This is a genomic window from Enterococcus sp. HMSC078F03, from assembly GCF_001811595.1.
In the GTDB taxonomy this organism is placed as follows: Bacteria; Bacillota; Bacilli; order Lactobacillales; family Enterococcaceae; genus Enterococcus; species Enterococcus faecalis.
This window is the reverse complement of record NZ_KV805556.1, coordinates 183,218-198,276: the sequence shown is the minus strand read 5'-3', so window position 1 is coordinate 198,276 and position 15,059 is coordinate 183,218. Positions and strand designations below refer to the sequence as shown.

The window sequence follows — 15,059 nt, the reverse complement described above, 5'->3', positions numbered from 1 at the left end:
TCTATCTCTTACTTTTATAGCAATAAAAAGGCAAAACATATGTTATATTATAAGTGATCTATTTGTTATTTTTTATCCAAGCACATTTGTGTAAGCGCTTTTAAAAAGAAAGGGAGTTTCTGATGAATATTCAGCTTTTAAAGTACTTCATTGAAATTGTTAATACCCGCAGTTTATCGGCGGCCGCTCGCAATTTATTTGTCACCCAACCAACACTTTCTTTAGCATTGAAAAAAATGGAATCTGAGTTAGGCACAGCGTTGTTTGATCATTCTGATCAACCGTTTCAATTAACCGATACTGGTGTTTATTTATATGAACATGGCCAAGAAGTTGTTTTTCAATTCGATCAATTGGTAACAGATATTCGTGAAATGAACCAGAAACCAGTCAAAAAGCAATTACGTTTAGGCTTAACTACTTTATTTGCTGTACAATTTATGAAAGAAATTTCACGATTTTTAACAACCCATCCACATGTGAATTTAATATTACAACAAGATGGCTCGCCAAAATTACAAACGATGTTAGCAAATAAAGAAATTGATATGGGACTAATTTCTTTTCCAAATACCTTACCTGAAATTATTCATATTGAACCTTTAGAAACGACTACCAAAGGCTACCATGTTTATGTCGTGGTACCAGAATCAAATCCTCTCTCCCAATATGAAAAATTAACTTTTAAAGATTTGAAAGATCAACGATTTTCATCGTTAAGTGATAATTTTATGATTGGTCGCCTACTATTAGATCGGACTCGGAGCTTCGGTTATGAGCCGAATATCATTTTGCATAACGATGATTTACAAGTACTTCTTTATAGTTTACAAAAAAATAATTCGATTTGTTTGCTGCCGATTGAATATTATGAAGTGGGAAAAAGTCAGGGACTGAAATGGATTCCTTTAAAAGATAAGTTTGACTATTTCCCCATCGGCATTGCTTTGCGCCGCGATTTTAGTCTGACAGAAGATGTTAGAGATTTTATCCAAATCATTAAAGAAAATTAATGGATAATCTAGCCTTGATAAGCAAAGACGACTTTACTATCATAAAGTTTCAACACTTTTTCAAATAAGAATTTTGAGAATAAACCCGCGACAATTGGAACAACAAACCAAGAAAAGAGTAAGGGTAAGATCCCTAAGCCCGCATCCAATGAAGCAAGTGGTCCCACGAGTCCAACCAAGCCAAATCCAGCCGATTGTGGGGTTCCTGAAATGTTGAATAGAACCACAGGAATTGCTGAAATAGTCGCTGTAAATAAACAAGGAATTAAAATAATTGGGTATTTAAATAAGTTAGGCATCATCATTTTCATGCCGCCCAAAGAGACAGCCAGTGTCACTCCCGATTGGTTGACATTCCAAGAATTAATCACAAGAACAACAGTTGTGGCTGCAATTCCCATTGCAGCAGCACCTGCAGACAAGCCATTCAACTGAATCGCCAAACCGATTGCCACAGTAGTGATTGGCGAAATAATCAGTGCAGCAAATGAACAAGCAATTAAAATACTCATGATAATTGGCTGAAAATCAGTAAAATTGTTAATCACTTTCCCGATGGCGACCGTGATTTGTGTCACATATGGATAAATCAACATGCCAAACAAGCCTGCACCTACTCCAACAACGATCGGTAAAGCAATGATTTCCACTGAACCGAATTTTTTATCGATGACCAATAAAAGTAAGACTGCAACAGAAGCGGTAATCATAATATTAATGATGTCACCAGTGCCTGCACCAATAAAGCCTTTCACTTCTGAATTAAATTTAATCACGCCAGAGCCAGCAAATGCTGCACCGCCAGCAATCATCATTTTCTGTGGCGTTAAGCCAAATTGAAAAGCAATCAGTCCACCAATAATTAAAGGGGTGGCTAGTTGGAAAATTTGCGCCGCATGAATAATCATTTCGATAATCTTGTATTCTGCAAAATATTTTAAAATGGCTCCTAATACAGCATTGGGAATTAAGGCGATAATGGTGCCGGAAGCTGTTCCAGCTAACACTTTGTTAAAAAATATTCTTGGGGTTAATTGAGCATCCAGTTTATCAGTGGGCATTTTCAACACTCCTATTGATTATTTTTGTTTTTTTAGAATAAGTTTGAGAATGATTGAACTTTCTGTTAGATAAAGAGCGGCCTCAAAGAAGAGCGTTTATTTCTTTGAGGCGCTTTTTATTTAACTAAAGTAAGGAACGATTTTTAATATACATCCGTATCCGCATTATATTTCGCTAAATTATCTTTAACATCTCGCAAGAACTTACCTGCTTGTTGTCCATCTAAAATTCGATGATCAATAGAAAGACATAAGTTAACCATATCTGCCACTTTAAAGCCTCCATCTGCGGTTGGCACAAGGCGTTTATTAATTGACTCTACTTGTAATATCGCAGCTTGTGGATGGTTAATAATTCCCATCGATTGGACGGAACCTAGTGTCCCAGTATTATTAAGGGTAAAGGTCCCTCCTTGCATTTCTTTGCTTGCCAGCGTTCCTTGTCGGACTTCTTGTGCCAAACGATTGATTTCTTTAGCTAGCCCTGCAATCGAATAGTTATCCGCTTGTTGAATCACTGGCACGTAAAGATGCTCGTCTGTCGTTACAGCTATGGATAAATTAACATCTTTATGATAAATAATTGAGCCATCATCCCAAGATGTATTGATTTTTGGATTTTTCTTTAACGCTTGAATGACTGCTTTGGCAAAAAATGGGAAGAAGCTTAGAGACAGTCCCTCTTGTTGTTTAAATTCATCTTTTAATGAATTTCTAAGTTGGACTAAGTTGGTCACATCCGCTTCCACCATTAACCAAGCATGAGGGATTTCGTTGACACTTTGTACCATTTTTTTAGCAATCGCTTTACGTACAGGATCTGCAGAGACAATTTTATCTGTGGTTGTTTCAGTTGGACTAGCTGTTGCGGCGCTTTCATTTTGCGAAGCAACTGGCTCCTCTGAAATTGAAGGGCTAGTTCCTGGACTCACTGTTTTCTCAGGTGTTCTTGCCTGTGTTGGTGTAAAGTTTGTGACATCTTTTCTAGTAATTCGACCATCACGACCTGTCCCTGTAACTTGTGTTAAATCAATCTTTTTTTCTTGGGCAATTTTAAGGACTGCTGGGGAATAACGACCATTATTTTTTTGATGGGACGTCGCAGTGCTTGTTGTTTCAGCCGTTTCATGTTCATGTGCTTGTTCCGCACTTGCTTCTTTCACTGGTGCTAAAGTAGCTACTTCTGTTTCTTCTGTTGTTTCTTCTGTCTCTAACGTCATCACCGCTGTTCCGATGGGCACATCTGTATCTAGAGAAATCAGAAATTCTTTTACTACACCATCAAAATCTGATGGGACTTCCGTGGTGACTTTATCAGAAACGACTTCCATTAAAGGATCATAGCGTTTCACCGAATCCCCTGGTTTAACTAACCATTGAACAATGGCTGCCTCTGTGACACTTTCGCCTAGATGAGGCATTTTGATTTCTTTTGTGGCCATTTATTTTTTCCTCCTTGCTTCAATTAAAATTCTGCTAATTCTTTCATTGCTGCTAATACTTGCTCTTCATTGATTAAAAATTCTCTTTCTAAAGGTAATGCATAAGGCATGCTTGGACAATCAGGTCCTGCAAGTCGTTGAATCGGTGCATCTAAATCAAAGAGAGCATCTTCTGAAATCATTGCTGCAATTTCACTCATCACACTGCCTTCTTTATTGTCTTCTGTTACGAGTAAAACCTTCCCCGTTTTCTTAGCTGCAGCCACTAATGTTTCGCGATCTAAAGGATATAATGAGCGAACATCGACGATTTCGGCATCAATACCTTCAGCGGCTAGTTTTTCCGCCGCAGCTAAAGCTAATTGCAAGGTCATGCCGTAACTAATCACGGTTAAATCACTACCCGTTCTAACGACATTGGCTTTGTCAATTGGTACGATATAATCATCTGCAGGCACTTCATCTTTTAGTAAACGATATAAACGCTTATGTTCGTAAAAAATGACTGGATCATCGGAACGAATTGCTGCTTTAATCATCCCTTTTGCATCATAAGGATTAGAGGGGGTCACCACTCTTAATCCTGGTTGTCCACAAAAAACTTTTTCTGTAGACTGAGAATGATACAGCCCACCACGAACACCGCCGCCATAAGGGGTCCGATAAACGATTGGCGCAGTCCAATCGCCTTTTGTTCTATAGCGCATTGTCCGAGCCTCTGATAACAATTGATTGGTTGCAGGCAAAATGTAATCCGCAAATTGAAATTCACCAATTGCACGATAACCCATTAAACCTAAGCCGACAGCTAAACCACCAATTAAGCCTTCTGTTAACGGTGTATTAAAACAACGCTCGTCACCGTATTTAGCAGCCAAGCCCTTTGTTACACCGAATACGCCGCCTTTGTCCCCGCCGACATCTTCCCCAAAAATAACTACTTTTTCATCACGAGCCATTTCTTCAGAAATTCCTAAGTTAATTGCTTCTAAATAAGTCATCTCAGCCATTATATTTCTTCTCCTCTTCTCTTATTTTGCATACACTTCTTCTAAAATTGATGTCGGTACAGGATCTGGCATTGCTTCTGCTTCATCCGTTGCTTGATTGATTTCTGCACGAATTTCTTCATCAATTTTGGCAATGTCTTCGTCTGTTAAATAGCCCTCTTCTAATAATTGTTTTTCAAAAAGCTTCACTGCATCGTTCTTTTTCATCTCTTCAATTTCTTCTTTTGAACGATAAACAGATTGATCATCGTCAGCGGAATGAGAAGTCAAGCGAGAAACCATTAGTTCAATCAATTTTGGTCCTTTTTTCCCGCGAGCCGCTTTTACTGCTTCTTTAAATGCTAGATAGACTTCAGTAAAATCACTACCATCAACGGTCACACCTTCAAAGCCATAAGCTTTCGCGCGATCGGCCATTCGTTTATTGGCATACTGTTCTTCAATTGGGACAGAAATCGCATATTCATTATTTTCAACAACAAAAATGACTGGTAATTTTTTTACGCCTGCAAAGTTCATAGCTTCTTGGACTTCTCCTTGATTGGCAGACCCTTCCCCAGTGGTGGTCAATGCAACAAAATCAGCTTTTTGAAGTTGCGCTGCATAACCAACACCTGTCGCTAATGGCATTTGTGTACTTACTGTTGAAGAGAAGGAAACAATATTATGCTCTTTTGAACCATAATGATTCGGCATTTGACGACCATGGGAAGAAGGATCCGCTTCTTTTCCAAAAGAACCCATTAAAATATCTTTGGAGGTCATGCCCCAAACCAAGCACGCGGTCATATCACGATAATACGGTAAAAAATAATCTTTTTGAGGATCAAAAGCCATCGCCATCGCTACTTGTGCAACTTCTGCCCCTTGACCAGAAATATTGAAAGAGGTCTTACCAATCCTTGTTAATTGCCACAACCGTTCGTCTAAACGACGTCCTCTTAGTACTTGACGATATGCCTGAATCAATTCTTCTTTTGATAAACCCGATTTTTTAAGCGCTTTCATTTTCATCAACCTTTCTCTATTTGTGAATCGCTAAGCCATAAGTATCTAAGGCTGCTTCTTGCAATACTTCTGTCATTGTTGGATGCGCATGGATTGCTTCGCCAATTTCAATGGGCGCGGCATCTAAATACATGGCAGTACTTGCTTCGGCAATTAAATCCGTGACATGTGGGCCAATCATAGAAACCCCTAATAAATCATCGGTATTCTTATCACGAATTACTTCTATAAAGCCATCTGTTTCTCCATAAACAAGTGATTTACCATTACCATTAAAATTAAAGGTACCAATCACTACTTCTTTATCTGCTGGTAAAGTTTCTCTAGTATAGCCGACACTTGCTATTTCAGGATTTGTATAAACACCTCGAGGCACGTTTGTATAATTTAAAGGTTCAACTGTCTCGCCTAAAAGATGCTGAACAGCTAACTCTCCTTCTTTCATAGCCACATGTGCTAGTTGGAGTGTATCGATACAATCACCGATCGCATAAATATGTCCTTCTGTGGTTTGATAAAATTCATTTACTTCAATGCCTTTGTCAGTATATTTCACTGAGGTATTCTGTAACCCTAACTTATTGATATTGGGCTGACGTCCAATTGCTACCATGACTTTGTCAACGGTGAGGGTTTCTTGTCCTGCAACTTCTACTTGAACCTTTTGTCCAGTAACTTTCGCTTCTTGGACTTTGCTACCTAATAGAATGTTAATTCCTCGTTGCTCTAAACGTTTCTTTAATTCTTTAGAAATTGTTGCACTCTCATTTATAAGTAAACGATCCAAAAATTCAATGATAGTTACGTTGACACCTAAACTATTTAATAAAGAAGCCCACTCGACACCAATAACGCCACCACCAATAATTGCAATTGATTCTGGTAATTCTTCTAATTCAAGCATCCCATCAGAAGATAAGATAAATTCTTCATCTAATGGCAAATTAGGTAACGTTTTAGGACTAGAGCCTGTCGCAATAATGACATTTTTAGGAACAATAATTTCTTCTTCCCGTGTTGGATCATTAAACGTAACTGCCACTGCGCCAGAGACTGGTGAAAAAATAGAGGGACCTAAAATCGCACCTTCGCCTGCTAAAATTTTGATTTTATTTTTCTTGCATAAGCCTTCAACACCTTTGTGTAACTGCTCAATAATTCCTTCTTTCCGTTGTTGTATTTTAGAAAAATCAATGGACGATGCCTCTGTTTCAATCCCAAAAGAAGCCGCTTGTTTTAAGGTATCAAAAACCTCTGCGCTTCTTAATAAAGCTTTTGTAGGGATACAGCCTTTGTGCAAACAAGTGCCACCTAATTTGTATTTTTCAACAATTGTGACGTTTAGCCCTTTTTGTGCAGCTCGAATTGCTGCTACATAGCCTCCTGTTCCGCCACCTAAAATCAGTAAATCTGTTTGTTCCGCCATTTTGATCACTCCTGCTCAATTTTTGCTTCACTATAATTTAAAGCTTGTTCTTCCCCTGTTAATACTCGATTGACGCCTTCATATAAAGCAGCCATCTCCATTTCACCTGGGTAAACCTTAATTGGTGCAATCCAAGTGACTTTTTGACTAATTTCTTGAACAACGGTTTGCGAATAGGCTGCGCCCCCTGTTAAAATAATTGCATCAATTGTGCCTTCAAGAACCACGGCCATCTCGCCAATACTTTTTGCGATTTGGTAACACATTCCTTTTAAATAGTAATTTGCTGTTTGATCACCTGCAGCTATTTGTGCTTGGATATGCCGTAAATCTGTTTCACCTAGGTATGATTTAAGACCGCTATTACCCGCAATTAGCTTTTTCACTTGGCTAATCGTCAACTCCTTTTCAAGTATCCATTGCGCAAATTCAACGAGCGGTAAGGCGCCACTGCGTTCAGGCGTATAAGGACCTTCACCATCAAGCCCATTTACCACATCCACCATGCGGCCTTTTTGATGCGCCCCCAAGCTAATGCCCCCACCTAAATGAACAACGATAAAATTGCTTTGCTCATATGTTTTCCCTAAATCCTCAGCGATTTTTCGAGCGACCGCTTTTTGATTTAAGGCGTGACCAACGCTACGCCGCTGAATGCCTTTTAATCCAGAAATCCTGGCTAATGGCTGTAGCTCATCTACAACAACAGGATCGACAATAAAGGCTGACACGTGATATTTTTCTGCAAACTCATTAGCTAAAATCGCCCCTAAATTTGAAGCATGGGTATTAAAGCGTTCTGTCCGCAAGTCTTCTAGCATTTGTTGATCGACAAGATACGTACCGCCAGGAATAGGCTTAAGCAAACCACCACGCCCTACGACAGCGGCTAATTGTGTGATGTTATGTGTTTCTAAAAATTCCGCGATCATTTGTTTTCGAAATGCTGTTTGACTGACAACATTTTCAAAAGGTGCCAATTCTTGGACGCTATGTCTAAGCGTTTCTTCTGCCAAGCAATCATGATTAGCAAAAAGCGCTAACTTCGTGGAGGTCGAGCCAGGATTAATAACCAATACTGTTTCCATTGTTTTCTGCTCCTTTTTTTAAACTTGTCTCATGGCAAATCTTAATGAATGGAATTTGCTTTCTGTCGAATCGCTTCTAGATGTTAAAACGACTGGGACTTTTGTGCCAACAATCGTTCCTCCCACCTTGGCGTGCCCAAACAAGGTTAATGATTTGTATAAACAATTTCCAACATCAATAGTTGGGACCACTAAAATATCTGCATCCCCCATGATAGGACCGCTGTAACGTTTATGCGCAACCGCTTCTTCAGAGGTCGCTAAATCAAGCGAAAGTGGCCCAAAAACCGTAGCCTCTTGTTGATCATTAAAATGTGCCGTGACTTCTTTTGCTAAAACAGACGAAGGCATTTTAGGATTGAAATTTTCCGCTGCGCTTAACAAAGCAATTTTCGGGTGGTGCAGTCCCAATTTTTGGGCGACTTCTTTAGCATTTTCAACAATTTCAATGAGGGTCGCTTGAGTGGGGGCGATGTTCATCGCACAATCGGTTAACAAGAAGGTTTTTCCCGCAGGCAGCTCCACCATTGCTACATGGGAAAGAATCGGTTTATTTTTTAATTGATGCTCGCTTTTCAACATTTCTTTCAGTAATGTGTGGGTCTGAATAATTCCTTTCAATAAAATTTGTGCTTGACCGGTTGCAACTAGACTGACAGCTTCCTGTGCTACCGCGGCCTCATCTGAGCAATGAACATATTTCCAGAGATTTTCAGTATCAAGATTTTCATTTGTATCAAATACAATAAACTGCAACGGTTGCTCGGCTTCTTTTAGCGCTTTTTTAACTAGCTGTAAAATCTCTGGTTGTGAACCTCCTGCAATTGAAACAGTGATCATTTTCTCACCTCATTTTTTCTTCTTTACACTTTAAATCTACCTCATTATGTAAGCGCATACAAATTGTTAATTTTTATGCCCTTATTAATATTTTTTATAGAGAAGGAAAAGCTTAGTAAATCAAGCTTTTCTTTCTCTAAACAATTGTTATCTAATTTACTTTTCATGAAAAAAATTCTTTTCTAAGAATGAAAGGAAAACTTATGCTTCGGCACAGCTGTTTATTTATGTCCGATCCTAAAGCATGTTATACTTTAGATACTTATTTTTAGGAGGAATTAAATGGCACTACTACTATTCTTTTTGTTTATCGCCCTACTAGGATTTGGTATATTAAAAATTAATAACCGCAGTATCCTCGGCGGTATCACTCTGGCTTCTGGCACCTTATTGTCATTAGTCACCTTACTATTTATCGGACTAGACAAAATTTATTTACATTTTAAGAATGGCGACTTAATTACCTTGGCTATTGGTTATCTATTAATTCCCGCTGTGTTTATCGGCATTTGCATTTACTTTATTTTTAACTCACGTACAATGCAAACGAAAGAAGGCAAAAGTGTCACGGCTAAATTGTCGGCGGGCTTAGGACTGAACTTATTAATTGCTTTACCCGCCTTTCTATATTTATTATCAGTTGGCACAGCGCAAATACCTTATGTGCTTTTTCTGTTCTTACTTTTTCTATTGTTAATGGATCTTTTACTGACCTTTCTATTTGCTGCTTACGTCTTGTATTCATGGATGTACCAAATGATTCCTTTAAAAAAAGCGGTTGATTATATCATTGTTTTAGGTTCGGGAATTCGTAGCGAGGAAGTGCCTCCACTTTTGAAGAGTCGGTTAGATAAAGGGATTGAATATTATGAAAAAAATCCCACCGCTAAATTTGTAGTCAGCGGTGGTCAAGGTCCTGACGAACCTGTGGCCGAAGCTTTCGCAATGAAAAAATATTTGCTTTCACAAAATATTCCTGCGGAAGCAATTTTGTTGGAGGACCAATCCACAACCACTTATGAAAATATGTTGTTTTCTAAAGCAATCATTCAGGCGGATTGGCAAAAGATGCCGTCTGATTCTAAACAACCCTCTGTTATTTTTTCAACAAATAACTATCATGTCTTACGAGGAGCTATGTATGCCCATCGTGTCGGCTTAAAAGCTGAAGGTGTTGGAGCACCAACTGCCTTATATTTTTTACCAACTGCTCTAATCCGAGAATACATTGCCTTACTGGTTCATGATAAGCGAATTGTGTTTTTTGTTTTTCTACTTGTCACTCTTCTTTTAGGAATCAGTAGCTTACCCATCTAAAAAAACAGCGGCTCACATTTTGGTGAGTCGCTGTTTTTATTCTTTTATTATAAAAAGTTTAATGAACGTAATTGGCTATTAACGCAATCAGCCATAAATGAAGCGGATAGAATCCGTAAAATAAATATTTGAAAAATGGTGCTTTGCTCCCTCTCTCACCATTGTAAAGCGATATAAATGGTAACACAGTGATAAACATAAAATCAGAATTATAAGCTAACATTTCAATTGTCGTTGGCCAATCTCCCAACCATTGAAAACTTGTAACTAAGAAAAAGAGCGCTAATGCACCATATAAACAGTTCCGTAAGACAAGTCTCTTTCTGGCTAAATACGTAATCAACATAAAAGGTAACATCACAATGCCACCTTCAGCAAACATTGCTCCTATTCCTAAAATGGCTAATATACTAATCAATAAAACAATCTTTAAACTGATTTTTGGCATCTCTAGCATCGCTTTTGTCACAATTAACATACTGACCCCAAGGGCTAAGGTGAAGAAAATATTGTTGTGAACTGCGACAGCTGGATTATTCACTAAATGATTTAGAAGCGTATTTCCAACAAACATGATTGCTGCCCAAATATACAAACGACCATTGTAACGATAAACATTCCGTGTATAGTTGAAACCTTCTACAGCCATGTAACCAAAAAACACGCCGACACAACGAGTAATTACATGAAAAATCAGTGCCCATTCTGGCGGAACAAAATAACTAATATGGTCAAGAACCATTAACCCCATCATCAATAACTTTAAGCGATTTGCGTTCATGAATCGTCTCCTTTATTTTTTCTACAGAAACTATCATATCTTTTTATATAACAGAAAACAACGAACATTCTTGTTAGATTCAACCATTCTTTTTGTCACTTTCGTTAAACTTGGTACCGCAAAGATAAATCTTCAAATAAATAATGTTGGTATTTAAATTGTTCAAAATGAATTTTTCGAATTTCTTGCTTAATGGCTGTTAAGCATTCATCGACCGTCATCAATGATTCTTCTTTTAGAAGCGCCTCTTCTATTAATAATTTGCATTGGCAATCAATCAATAAAAGTTGACTATAGAATGTGTAAAATGTTTCTTTATTTAATTTTTCAATCAAATTTTTAGCTTGATTCTGCAGCTTTTGATAACATTTGGTCAATTTTTGATAATCCATTAAATCAACTAACTGACCTTGTTTTAACATGTTACTAAAGTCTAAATCCCAAAGCATTTCTTTAGTCGGCTGTTGCAATAAATAATACATAGAATGACTACTAATAATTTCAGTGGTCGGTTCTTCAATTGTTTCATAAAAAGTCACAAAATATTCTCGCTCAATCACAGTAATAATTTCTTCTTCTGAAAGCTCACAATCTTCTAAATTTTGATAGAATATCAATAATTTAATCCGCTCATCTATTTTATTCAGCGAAGCGACTAATTCAGGAAAAAGAACCGACTGACAATTCTCTACTAATTCTCTTGCCTTATTTTGTTCATTTTTATAAAAGCTGTATAACTTTTTCCGCTGTTTTAACGAGTTTAGTAAGTTATCGGGTATATTCCAGTAATATTGTTTCTTCATAGCATTCCCACTCTTCTTTTTTATGTACAATTTTACAAAATTGGTCTTAGCCAATTTCGTCTCTAGTTATTCTATCAAAAAAGTGACGCTTTTTTACTGACAATAATTACTCGTTTTACGCCCAAAAAGTGAAAATTCAGCTGTTAAGTAGTTATTGGGGCTTGTTTCCCGCGGGCCGAAAAAACTTTTTCCTTTTAAAAGTCCAGAAAAAGACCTACACTAGATATAGACATATAGACAAACGTTGGAGGGATTTAAATGGATTTACACTTAACGAATAAATTAGCATTAATTACTGGTTCAACCAAAGGAATTGGCAAAGCAATTGCGATTGAAATGGCTCGTGAAGGGACCGATGTCATTATCAATGGGCGCAATGAAGCCGAAGTAATCAAAGTTGTTGAAGAAATACAAACAATGTTTCCAGACACTCATCCTCAAGCAGGAACTGCCGATATTTCCATTGAAAGTCAACGAACTACTTTACTTGAAAAATTCCCTAAAGTCGACATTTTAGTGAATAATATGGGGATTTTTGAACCAATGGAATACTGGGACATCGATGACGCCACTTGGGAAAAATTTTTTACTGTGAACGTGTTGTCAGGCAATGCATTAGCAAAAGCTTATCTACCTAAAATGCTTGCACAAGATTTTGGTCGCATTATTTTCATCGCTAGCGAAGAAGCGGTGATGCCTTCTGGCGAAATGCCCCAATATAGCATGACAAAAACGATGAATCTTTCATTAGCTAAAAGTTTATCCAACTTAACTGTCGGCACACATGTCACCGTTAACACGGTTATGCCTGGCTCAACCCTTACCGAAGGTGTAGAAAAAATGTTGGAAGATATGTACGCTGATTCAGACATTCCCAAAGAGGATTGGGAAAAAGATTTCATGAAAAATCATCGTTCTCGTTCACAAATCCAACGGCTCATTCGACCAGAAGAAATTGGTCGTTTTGTTACCTTTGTGGCCAGCCCAGATTCTTCTTCCTTCTCAGGAGAAGCCTTAAGAATCGATGGCGGCTTAGTTCCAACGATCTTCTAAAATAAACAAAAAAGACAGCCAGCAAAAATTCACATTTTTTGCTGGCTGTCTTTTTAAGCATATTAATTGATTACTTACCAAAAGTAAGTTATATTTATCTCGAATTCGAAATAAAAAAGAGGTGAAACAATGAGCCAACAGCAAGAAGCTTTAAAAGCCTATATCGGTTTATTAAGAACCAGTCATCGACTAGAGCAACTTGCCAAGCAAGATGTCGCTTGTTATGACTTAAACATTACAGAATTTTCAGTATTAGAGCTGTTACTCCATAAAGGTCCTCAGACCATCCAAAAAATTAAGGAGAAAATTTTAATTGCCAGCAGTAGCACCACTTATGTTATTGACCAATTACATAAAAAAGGCTATGTAACGCGCACCCCCAGTGAAAAAGACCGACGCATTACTTACGTTGAATTAACAGAAGCTGGAAAAACATTAATTAAAGAAATTTTCCCGACGCATGCAAAGCGAATTGCAGAAGCATTTGAACAACTCTCTTCTGAAGAATTAACTCTTCTTCAAAAAACTTTACGAAAAATAACAAATGAAACGAAATGAGGAAATAATGATGAAAAAAGAAGATCAATTATTAGGAATCCACCACGTTACAGCTATGACAAGTAATGCAGAAAAAAACTATCACTTCTTTACAGACGTTTTAGGGATGCGTTTAGTCAAAAAAACAGTGAATCAAGATGATATCTATACTTACCACACCTATTTTGCCGATGATTTGGGTACACCAGGTACAACCATGACCTTTTTCGATTTTCCCAATAACCCTAAAGGATTAAAAGGAACCAATACAATTTCAAGAACAGGGTTCCGGGTTCCTTCAGATGCAGCTTTGACTTATTATGAAAATCGCTTCAATGAATTTGCTGTCAAACACACAGGTATTTCTGAAGAATTTGGGAAAAAGGTCCTTCGCTTTTGGGATTTTGATGATCAAGCGTATCAATTAATCTCTGATGAATTAAATCAGGGTGTTACAGCGGGCACCCCTTGGAAAAAAGGACCTGTTCCAACAGAATTTGCGATCTATGGCTTAGGACCTGTCGAAATAGCTATTTCCTATTTTCATGAATTCAAAGAAGTCTTTGAAGAAATTCTAGGCTTTCACGTAGTGGCACAAGAAGGCAATCGCTATTTACTTGAAGTTGGCCAAGGTGGCAATGGTGCCCAAGTCGTTTTGGTAGACGATGATACTAGCTCACAAGCGCAACAAGGATATGGTGAAGTACATCACGTTGCATTCCGCTTAGCGGATCGCAAATCACTTGGGACTTGGCAAACGCGCTTTGATCATTTAGGCTTACAAAACTCTGGCTATGTCGATCGTTATTATTTTGAATCATTGTATGTTCGCATTGGGCATATTTTAGTCGAATTAGCCACCGATGAACCAGGGTTTATGGGGGATGAACCTTACGAAACATTAGGAGAAAAGTTATCTCTTGCGCCATTTTTAGAAAACCGTCGTGAGTATATTGAGAGTGTTATCAAGCCTTTCAATACAAAACGAGCCTAAGGAGGAAAAAAACATGCATTCAATTTTAAAAAAAGGACATCCTGAAGCACCTGTCTTTGTGCTACTTCACGGTACAGGTGGTGATGAAACATCTCTCCTACCAATTGCTCAAGAACTAAATAAACAAGCTACTGTGCTAAGTATTCGTGGTGATGTTTCAGAAAATGGAATGAATCGTTATTTTAAGCGCCTAGCGGAAGGTCATTATGACTTAGAAGATCTAGAAAAACGCGGCGAGGCGCTTCATAAGTTTATTCAACAAGCCGCTAACGAACATCAATTTTCATTGGATAAAATTATTTTTATTGGCTATTCAAATGGGGCCAATATCGCTATTCAATTATTGCTTACTCATCCCGACAGCTACCATCAAGCTGTCCTCTATCATCCCATGTTTCCTGTTGAATTGACCAATCAACCAGACTTGACCGACACTTCTGTTTTATTATCTCTAGGAGAGCATGACCCGATTGTCCCACTTCCTGAGAGTATGCGTGTGATTCAATTATTTCAGAATCATGGAGCAACCGTACAAGAGGTTTGGACACAAAGTCATCAATTAACTTATCAAGAAATTAAGGAAACACAAACTTGGTTGGCACATCTGTCCTCTTAACAAAAAAGTGAGGTCGGGACAGAACCGTTTAGCTCCGAGAAATAAGAAGAAATTTCCGAAAATTGCTCTA

14 protein-coding genes and 2 pseudogenes are annotated in these 15,059 nt (G+C 37.9%); 6 read left to right on the top strand and 10 right to left on the bottom strand.

The window, feature by feature from the left end; all coding sequences use genetic code 11:
- Window positions 1-122: 122 nt before the first annotated feature.
- A complete protein-coding gene (locus HMPREF2810_RS06510; RefSeq protein WP_002369350.1) occupies window positions 123-1,013 on the top strand; it encodes a LysR family transcriptional regulator in 891 nt (296 codons plus the stop codon).
- An 8-nt stretch (window positions 1,014-1,021) separates the two neighbouring features.
- Here HMPREF2810_RS06510 and HMPREF2810_RS06505 read toward each other — a convergent pair whose 3' ends face one another.
- From HMPREF2810_RS06505 to ptb, 8 genes and pseudogenes are all read right to left on the bottom strand, one after another.
- Window positions 1,022-2,074: a PTS sugar transporter subunit IIC gene (locus HMPREF2810_RS06505; RefSeq protein WP_002384478.1), complete on the bottom strand. Its 1,053-nt coding sequence runs from the start codon at window positions 2,072-2,074 to the stop codon at window positions 1,022-1,024.
- A gap of 143 nt (window positions 2,075-2,217) precedes the next feature.
- Window positions 2,218-3,150: pseudogene (locus tag HMPREF2810_RS06500) on the bottom strand (dihydrolipoamide acetyltransferase family protein); the annotation flags it as partial.
- A 195-nt stretch (window positions 3,151-3,345) separates the two neighbouring features.
- Window positions 3,346-3,495: pseudogene (locus tag HMPREF2810_RS16225) on the bottom strand (biotin/lipoyl-containing protein); the annotation flags it as partial.
- A gap of 44 nt (window positions 3,496-3,539) precedes the next feature.
- A complete protein-coding gene (locus tag HMPREF2810_RS06495; protein ID WP_002357475.1) occupies window positions 3,540-4,526 on the bottom strand; it encodes an alpha-ketoacid dehydrogenase subunit beta in 987 nt (328 codons plus the stop codon).
- 21 nt (window positions 4,527-4,547) lie between these two features.
- Complete coding sequence (locus tag HMPREF2810_RS06490; RefSeq protein WP_002374771.1) at window positions 4,548-5,540, bottom strand: thiamine pyrophosphate-dependent dehydrogenase E1 component subunit alpha; 993 nt, start codon at window positions 5,538-5,540, stop codon at window positions 4,548-4,550.
- Window positions 5,541-5,550: 10 nt separating this feature from the next.
- Window positions 5,551-6,960, bottom strand: a complete 1,410-nt coding sequence (lpdA, locus tag HMPREF2810_RS06485) for a dihydrolipoyl dehydrogenase (protein ID WP_010715232.1) — start codon at window positions 6,958-6,960, stop codon at window positions 5,551-5,553.
- Window positions 6,961-6,965: 5 nt separating this feature from the next.
- Window positions 6,966-8,048, bottom strand: a complete 1,083-nt coding sequence (buk, locus tag HMPREF2810_RS06480; protein WP_002420167.1) for a butyrate kinase — start codon at window positions 8,046-8,048, stop codon at window positions 6,966-6,968.
- An 18-nt stretch (window positions 8,049-8,066) separates the two neighbouring features.
- The gene (gene ptb / locus HMPREF2810_RS06475; RefSeq protein ID WP_002360223.1) at window positions 8,067-8,888 is read right to left on the bottom strand and encodes a branched-chain phosphotransacylase; all 822 of its coding nucleotides are present in this window, start codon (window positions 8,886-8,888) and stop codon (window positions 8,067-8,069) included.
- Window positions 8,889-9,170: 282 nt separating this feature from the next.
- Here ptb and HMPREF2810_RS06470 point away from each other — a divergent pair, with 282 nt between their 5' ends.
- Complete coding sequence (locus HMPREF2810_RS06470) at window positions 9,171-10,205, top strand: YdcF family protein (protein WP_002420166.1); 1,035 nt, start codon at window positions 9,171-9,173, stop codon at window positions 10,203-10,205.
- Between the two features lie 58 nt (window positions 10,206-10,263).
- Here the strand turns inward: HMPREF2810_RS06470 and HMPREF2810_RS06465 are convergent, their stop codons facing one another.
- On the bottom strand, window positions 10,264-10,986 hold the full coding sequence (locus HMPREF2810_RS06465) for a TraX family protein (RefSeq protein ID WP_002357468.1): 723 nt from the start codon (window positions 10,984-10,986) through the stop codon (window positions 10,264-10,266).
- A gap of 104 nt (window positions 10,987-11,090) precedes the next feature.
- Window positions 11,091-11,789 carry a DUF7006 family protein gene (locus HMPREF2810_RS06460; RefSeq protein WP_002364008.1) on the bottom strand — a complete coding sequence of 233 codons (699 nt, stop codon included), beginning with the start codon at window positions 11,787-11,789 and terminating at the stop codon, window positions 11,091-11,093.
- A 258-nt stretch (window positions 11,790-12,047) separates the two neighbouring features.
- Here HMPREF2810_RS06460 and HMPREF2810_RS06455 point away from each other — a divergent pair, with 258 nt between their 5' ends.
- The 4 genes from HMPREF2810_RS06455 to HMPREF2810_RS06440 all read left to right on the top strand — a co-directional run bounded on the left by HMPREF2810_RS06455 (window position 12,048) and on the right by HMPREF2810_RS06440 (window position 14,989).
- Window positions 12,048-12,842 carry an SDR family NAD(P)-dependent oxidoreductase gene (locus HMPREF2810_RS06455; RefSeq protein WP_002360217.1) on the top strand — a complete coding sequence of 265 codons (795 nt, stop codon included), beginning with the start codon at window positions 12,048-12,050 and terminating at the stop codon, window positions 12,840-12,842.
- 129 nt (window positions 12,843-12,971) lie between these two features.
- Complete coding sequence (locus tag HMPREF2810_RS06450) at window positions 12,972-13,400, top strand: MarR family winged helix-turn-helix transcriptional regulator (protein ID WP_010715233.1); 429 nt, start codon at window positions 12,972-12,974, stop codon at window positions 13,398-13,400.
- Window positions 13,401-13,410: 10 nt separating this feature from the next.
- Window positions 13,411-14,373: a ring-cleaving dioxygenase gene (locus HMPREF2810_RS06445; protein ID WP_033601223.1), complete on the top strand. Its 963-nt coding sequence runs from the start codon at window positions 13,411-13,413 to the stop codon at window positions 14,371-14,373.
- 13 nt (window positions 14,374-14,386) lie between these two features.
- Window positions 14,387-14,989 (top strand): alpha/beta hydrolase, encoded by a 603-nt coding sequence (locus tag HMPREF2810_RS06440; RefSeq protein WP_010709448.1) that lies wholly within the window; start codon window positions 14,387-14,389, stop codon window positions 14,987-14,989.
- The last annotated feature ends 70 nt before the right edge of the window (window positions 14,990-15,059 follow it).

What these genes read in the sequence shown, in the direction of transcription:
- HMPREF2810_RS06470 (WP_002420166.1), top strand. Translation starts at nt 9,171, where the DNA reads ATGGCACTACTACTATTCTTTTTGTTTATCGCCCTACTAGGATTTGGT.
- HMPREF2810_RS06450 (WP_010715233.1), top strand. Translation starts at nt 12,972, where the DNA reads ATGAGCCAACAGCAAGAAGCTTTAAAAGCCTATATCGGTTTATTAAGA.
- HMPREF2810_RS06455 (WP_002360217.1), top strand. Translation starts at nt 12,048, where the DNA reads ATGGATTTACACTTAACGAATAAATTAGCATTAATTACTGGTTCAACC.
- HMPREF2810_RS06465 (WP_002357468.1), bottom strand. Translation starts at nt 10,986, where the DNA reads ATGAACGCAAATCGCTTAAAGTTATTGATGATGGGGTTAATGGTTCTT.
- lpdA (WP_010715232.1), bottom strand. Translation starts at nt 6,960, where the DNA reads ATGGCGGAACAAACAGATTTACTGATTTTAGGTGGCGGAACAGGAGGC.
- HMPREF2810_RS06445 (WP_033601223.1), top strand. Translation starts at nt 13,411, where the DNA reads ATGAAAAAAGAAGATCAATTATTAGGAATCCACCACGTTACAGCTATG.
- ptb (WP_002360223.1), bottom strand. Translation starts at nt 8,888, where the DNA reads ATGATCACTGTTTCAATTGCAGGAGGTTCACAACCAGAGATTTTACAG.
- HMPREF2810_RS06440 (WP_010709448.1), top strand. Translation starts at nt 14,387, where the DNA reads ATGCATTCAATTTTAAAAAAAGGACATCCTGAAGCACCTGTCTTTGTG.
- HMPREF2810_RS06490 (WP_002374771.1), bottom strand. Translation starts at nt 5,540, where the DNA reads ATGAAAATGAAAGCGCTTAAAAAATCGGGTTTATCAAAAGAAGAATTG.
- HMPREF2810_RS06495 (WP_002357475.1), bottom strand. Translation starts at nt 4,526, where the DNA reads ATGGCTGAGATGACTTATTTAGAAGCAATTAACTTAGGAATTTCTGAA.
- HMPREF2810_RS06510 (WP_002369350.1), top strand. Translation starts at nt 123, where the DNA reads ATGAATATTCAGCTTTTAAAGTACTTCATTGAAATTGTTAATACCCGC.
- buk (WP_002420167.1), bottom strand. Translation starts at nt 8,048, where the DNA reads ATGGAAACAGTATTGGTTATTAATCCTGGCTCGACCTCCACGAAGTTA.
- HMPREF2810_RS06460 (WP_002364008.1), bottom strand. Translation starts at nt 11,789, where the DNA reads ATGAAGAAACAATATTACTGGAATATACCCGATAACTTACTAAACTCG.
- HMPREF2810_RS06505 (WP_002384478.1), bottom strand. Translation starts at nt 2,074, where the DNA reads ATGCCCACTGATAAACTGGATGCTCAATTAACCCCAAGAATATTTTTT.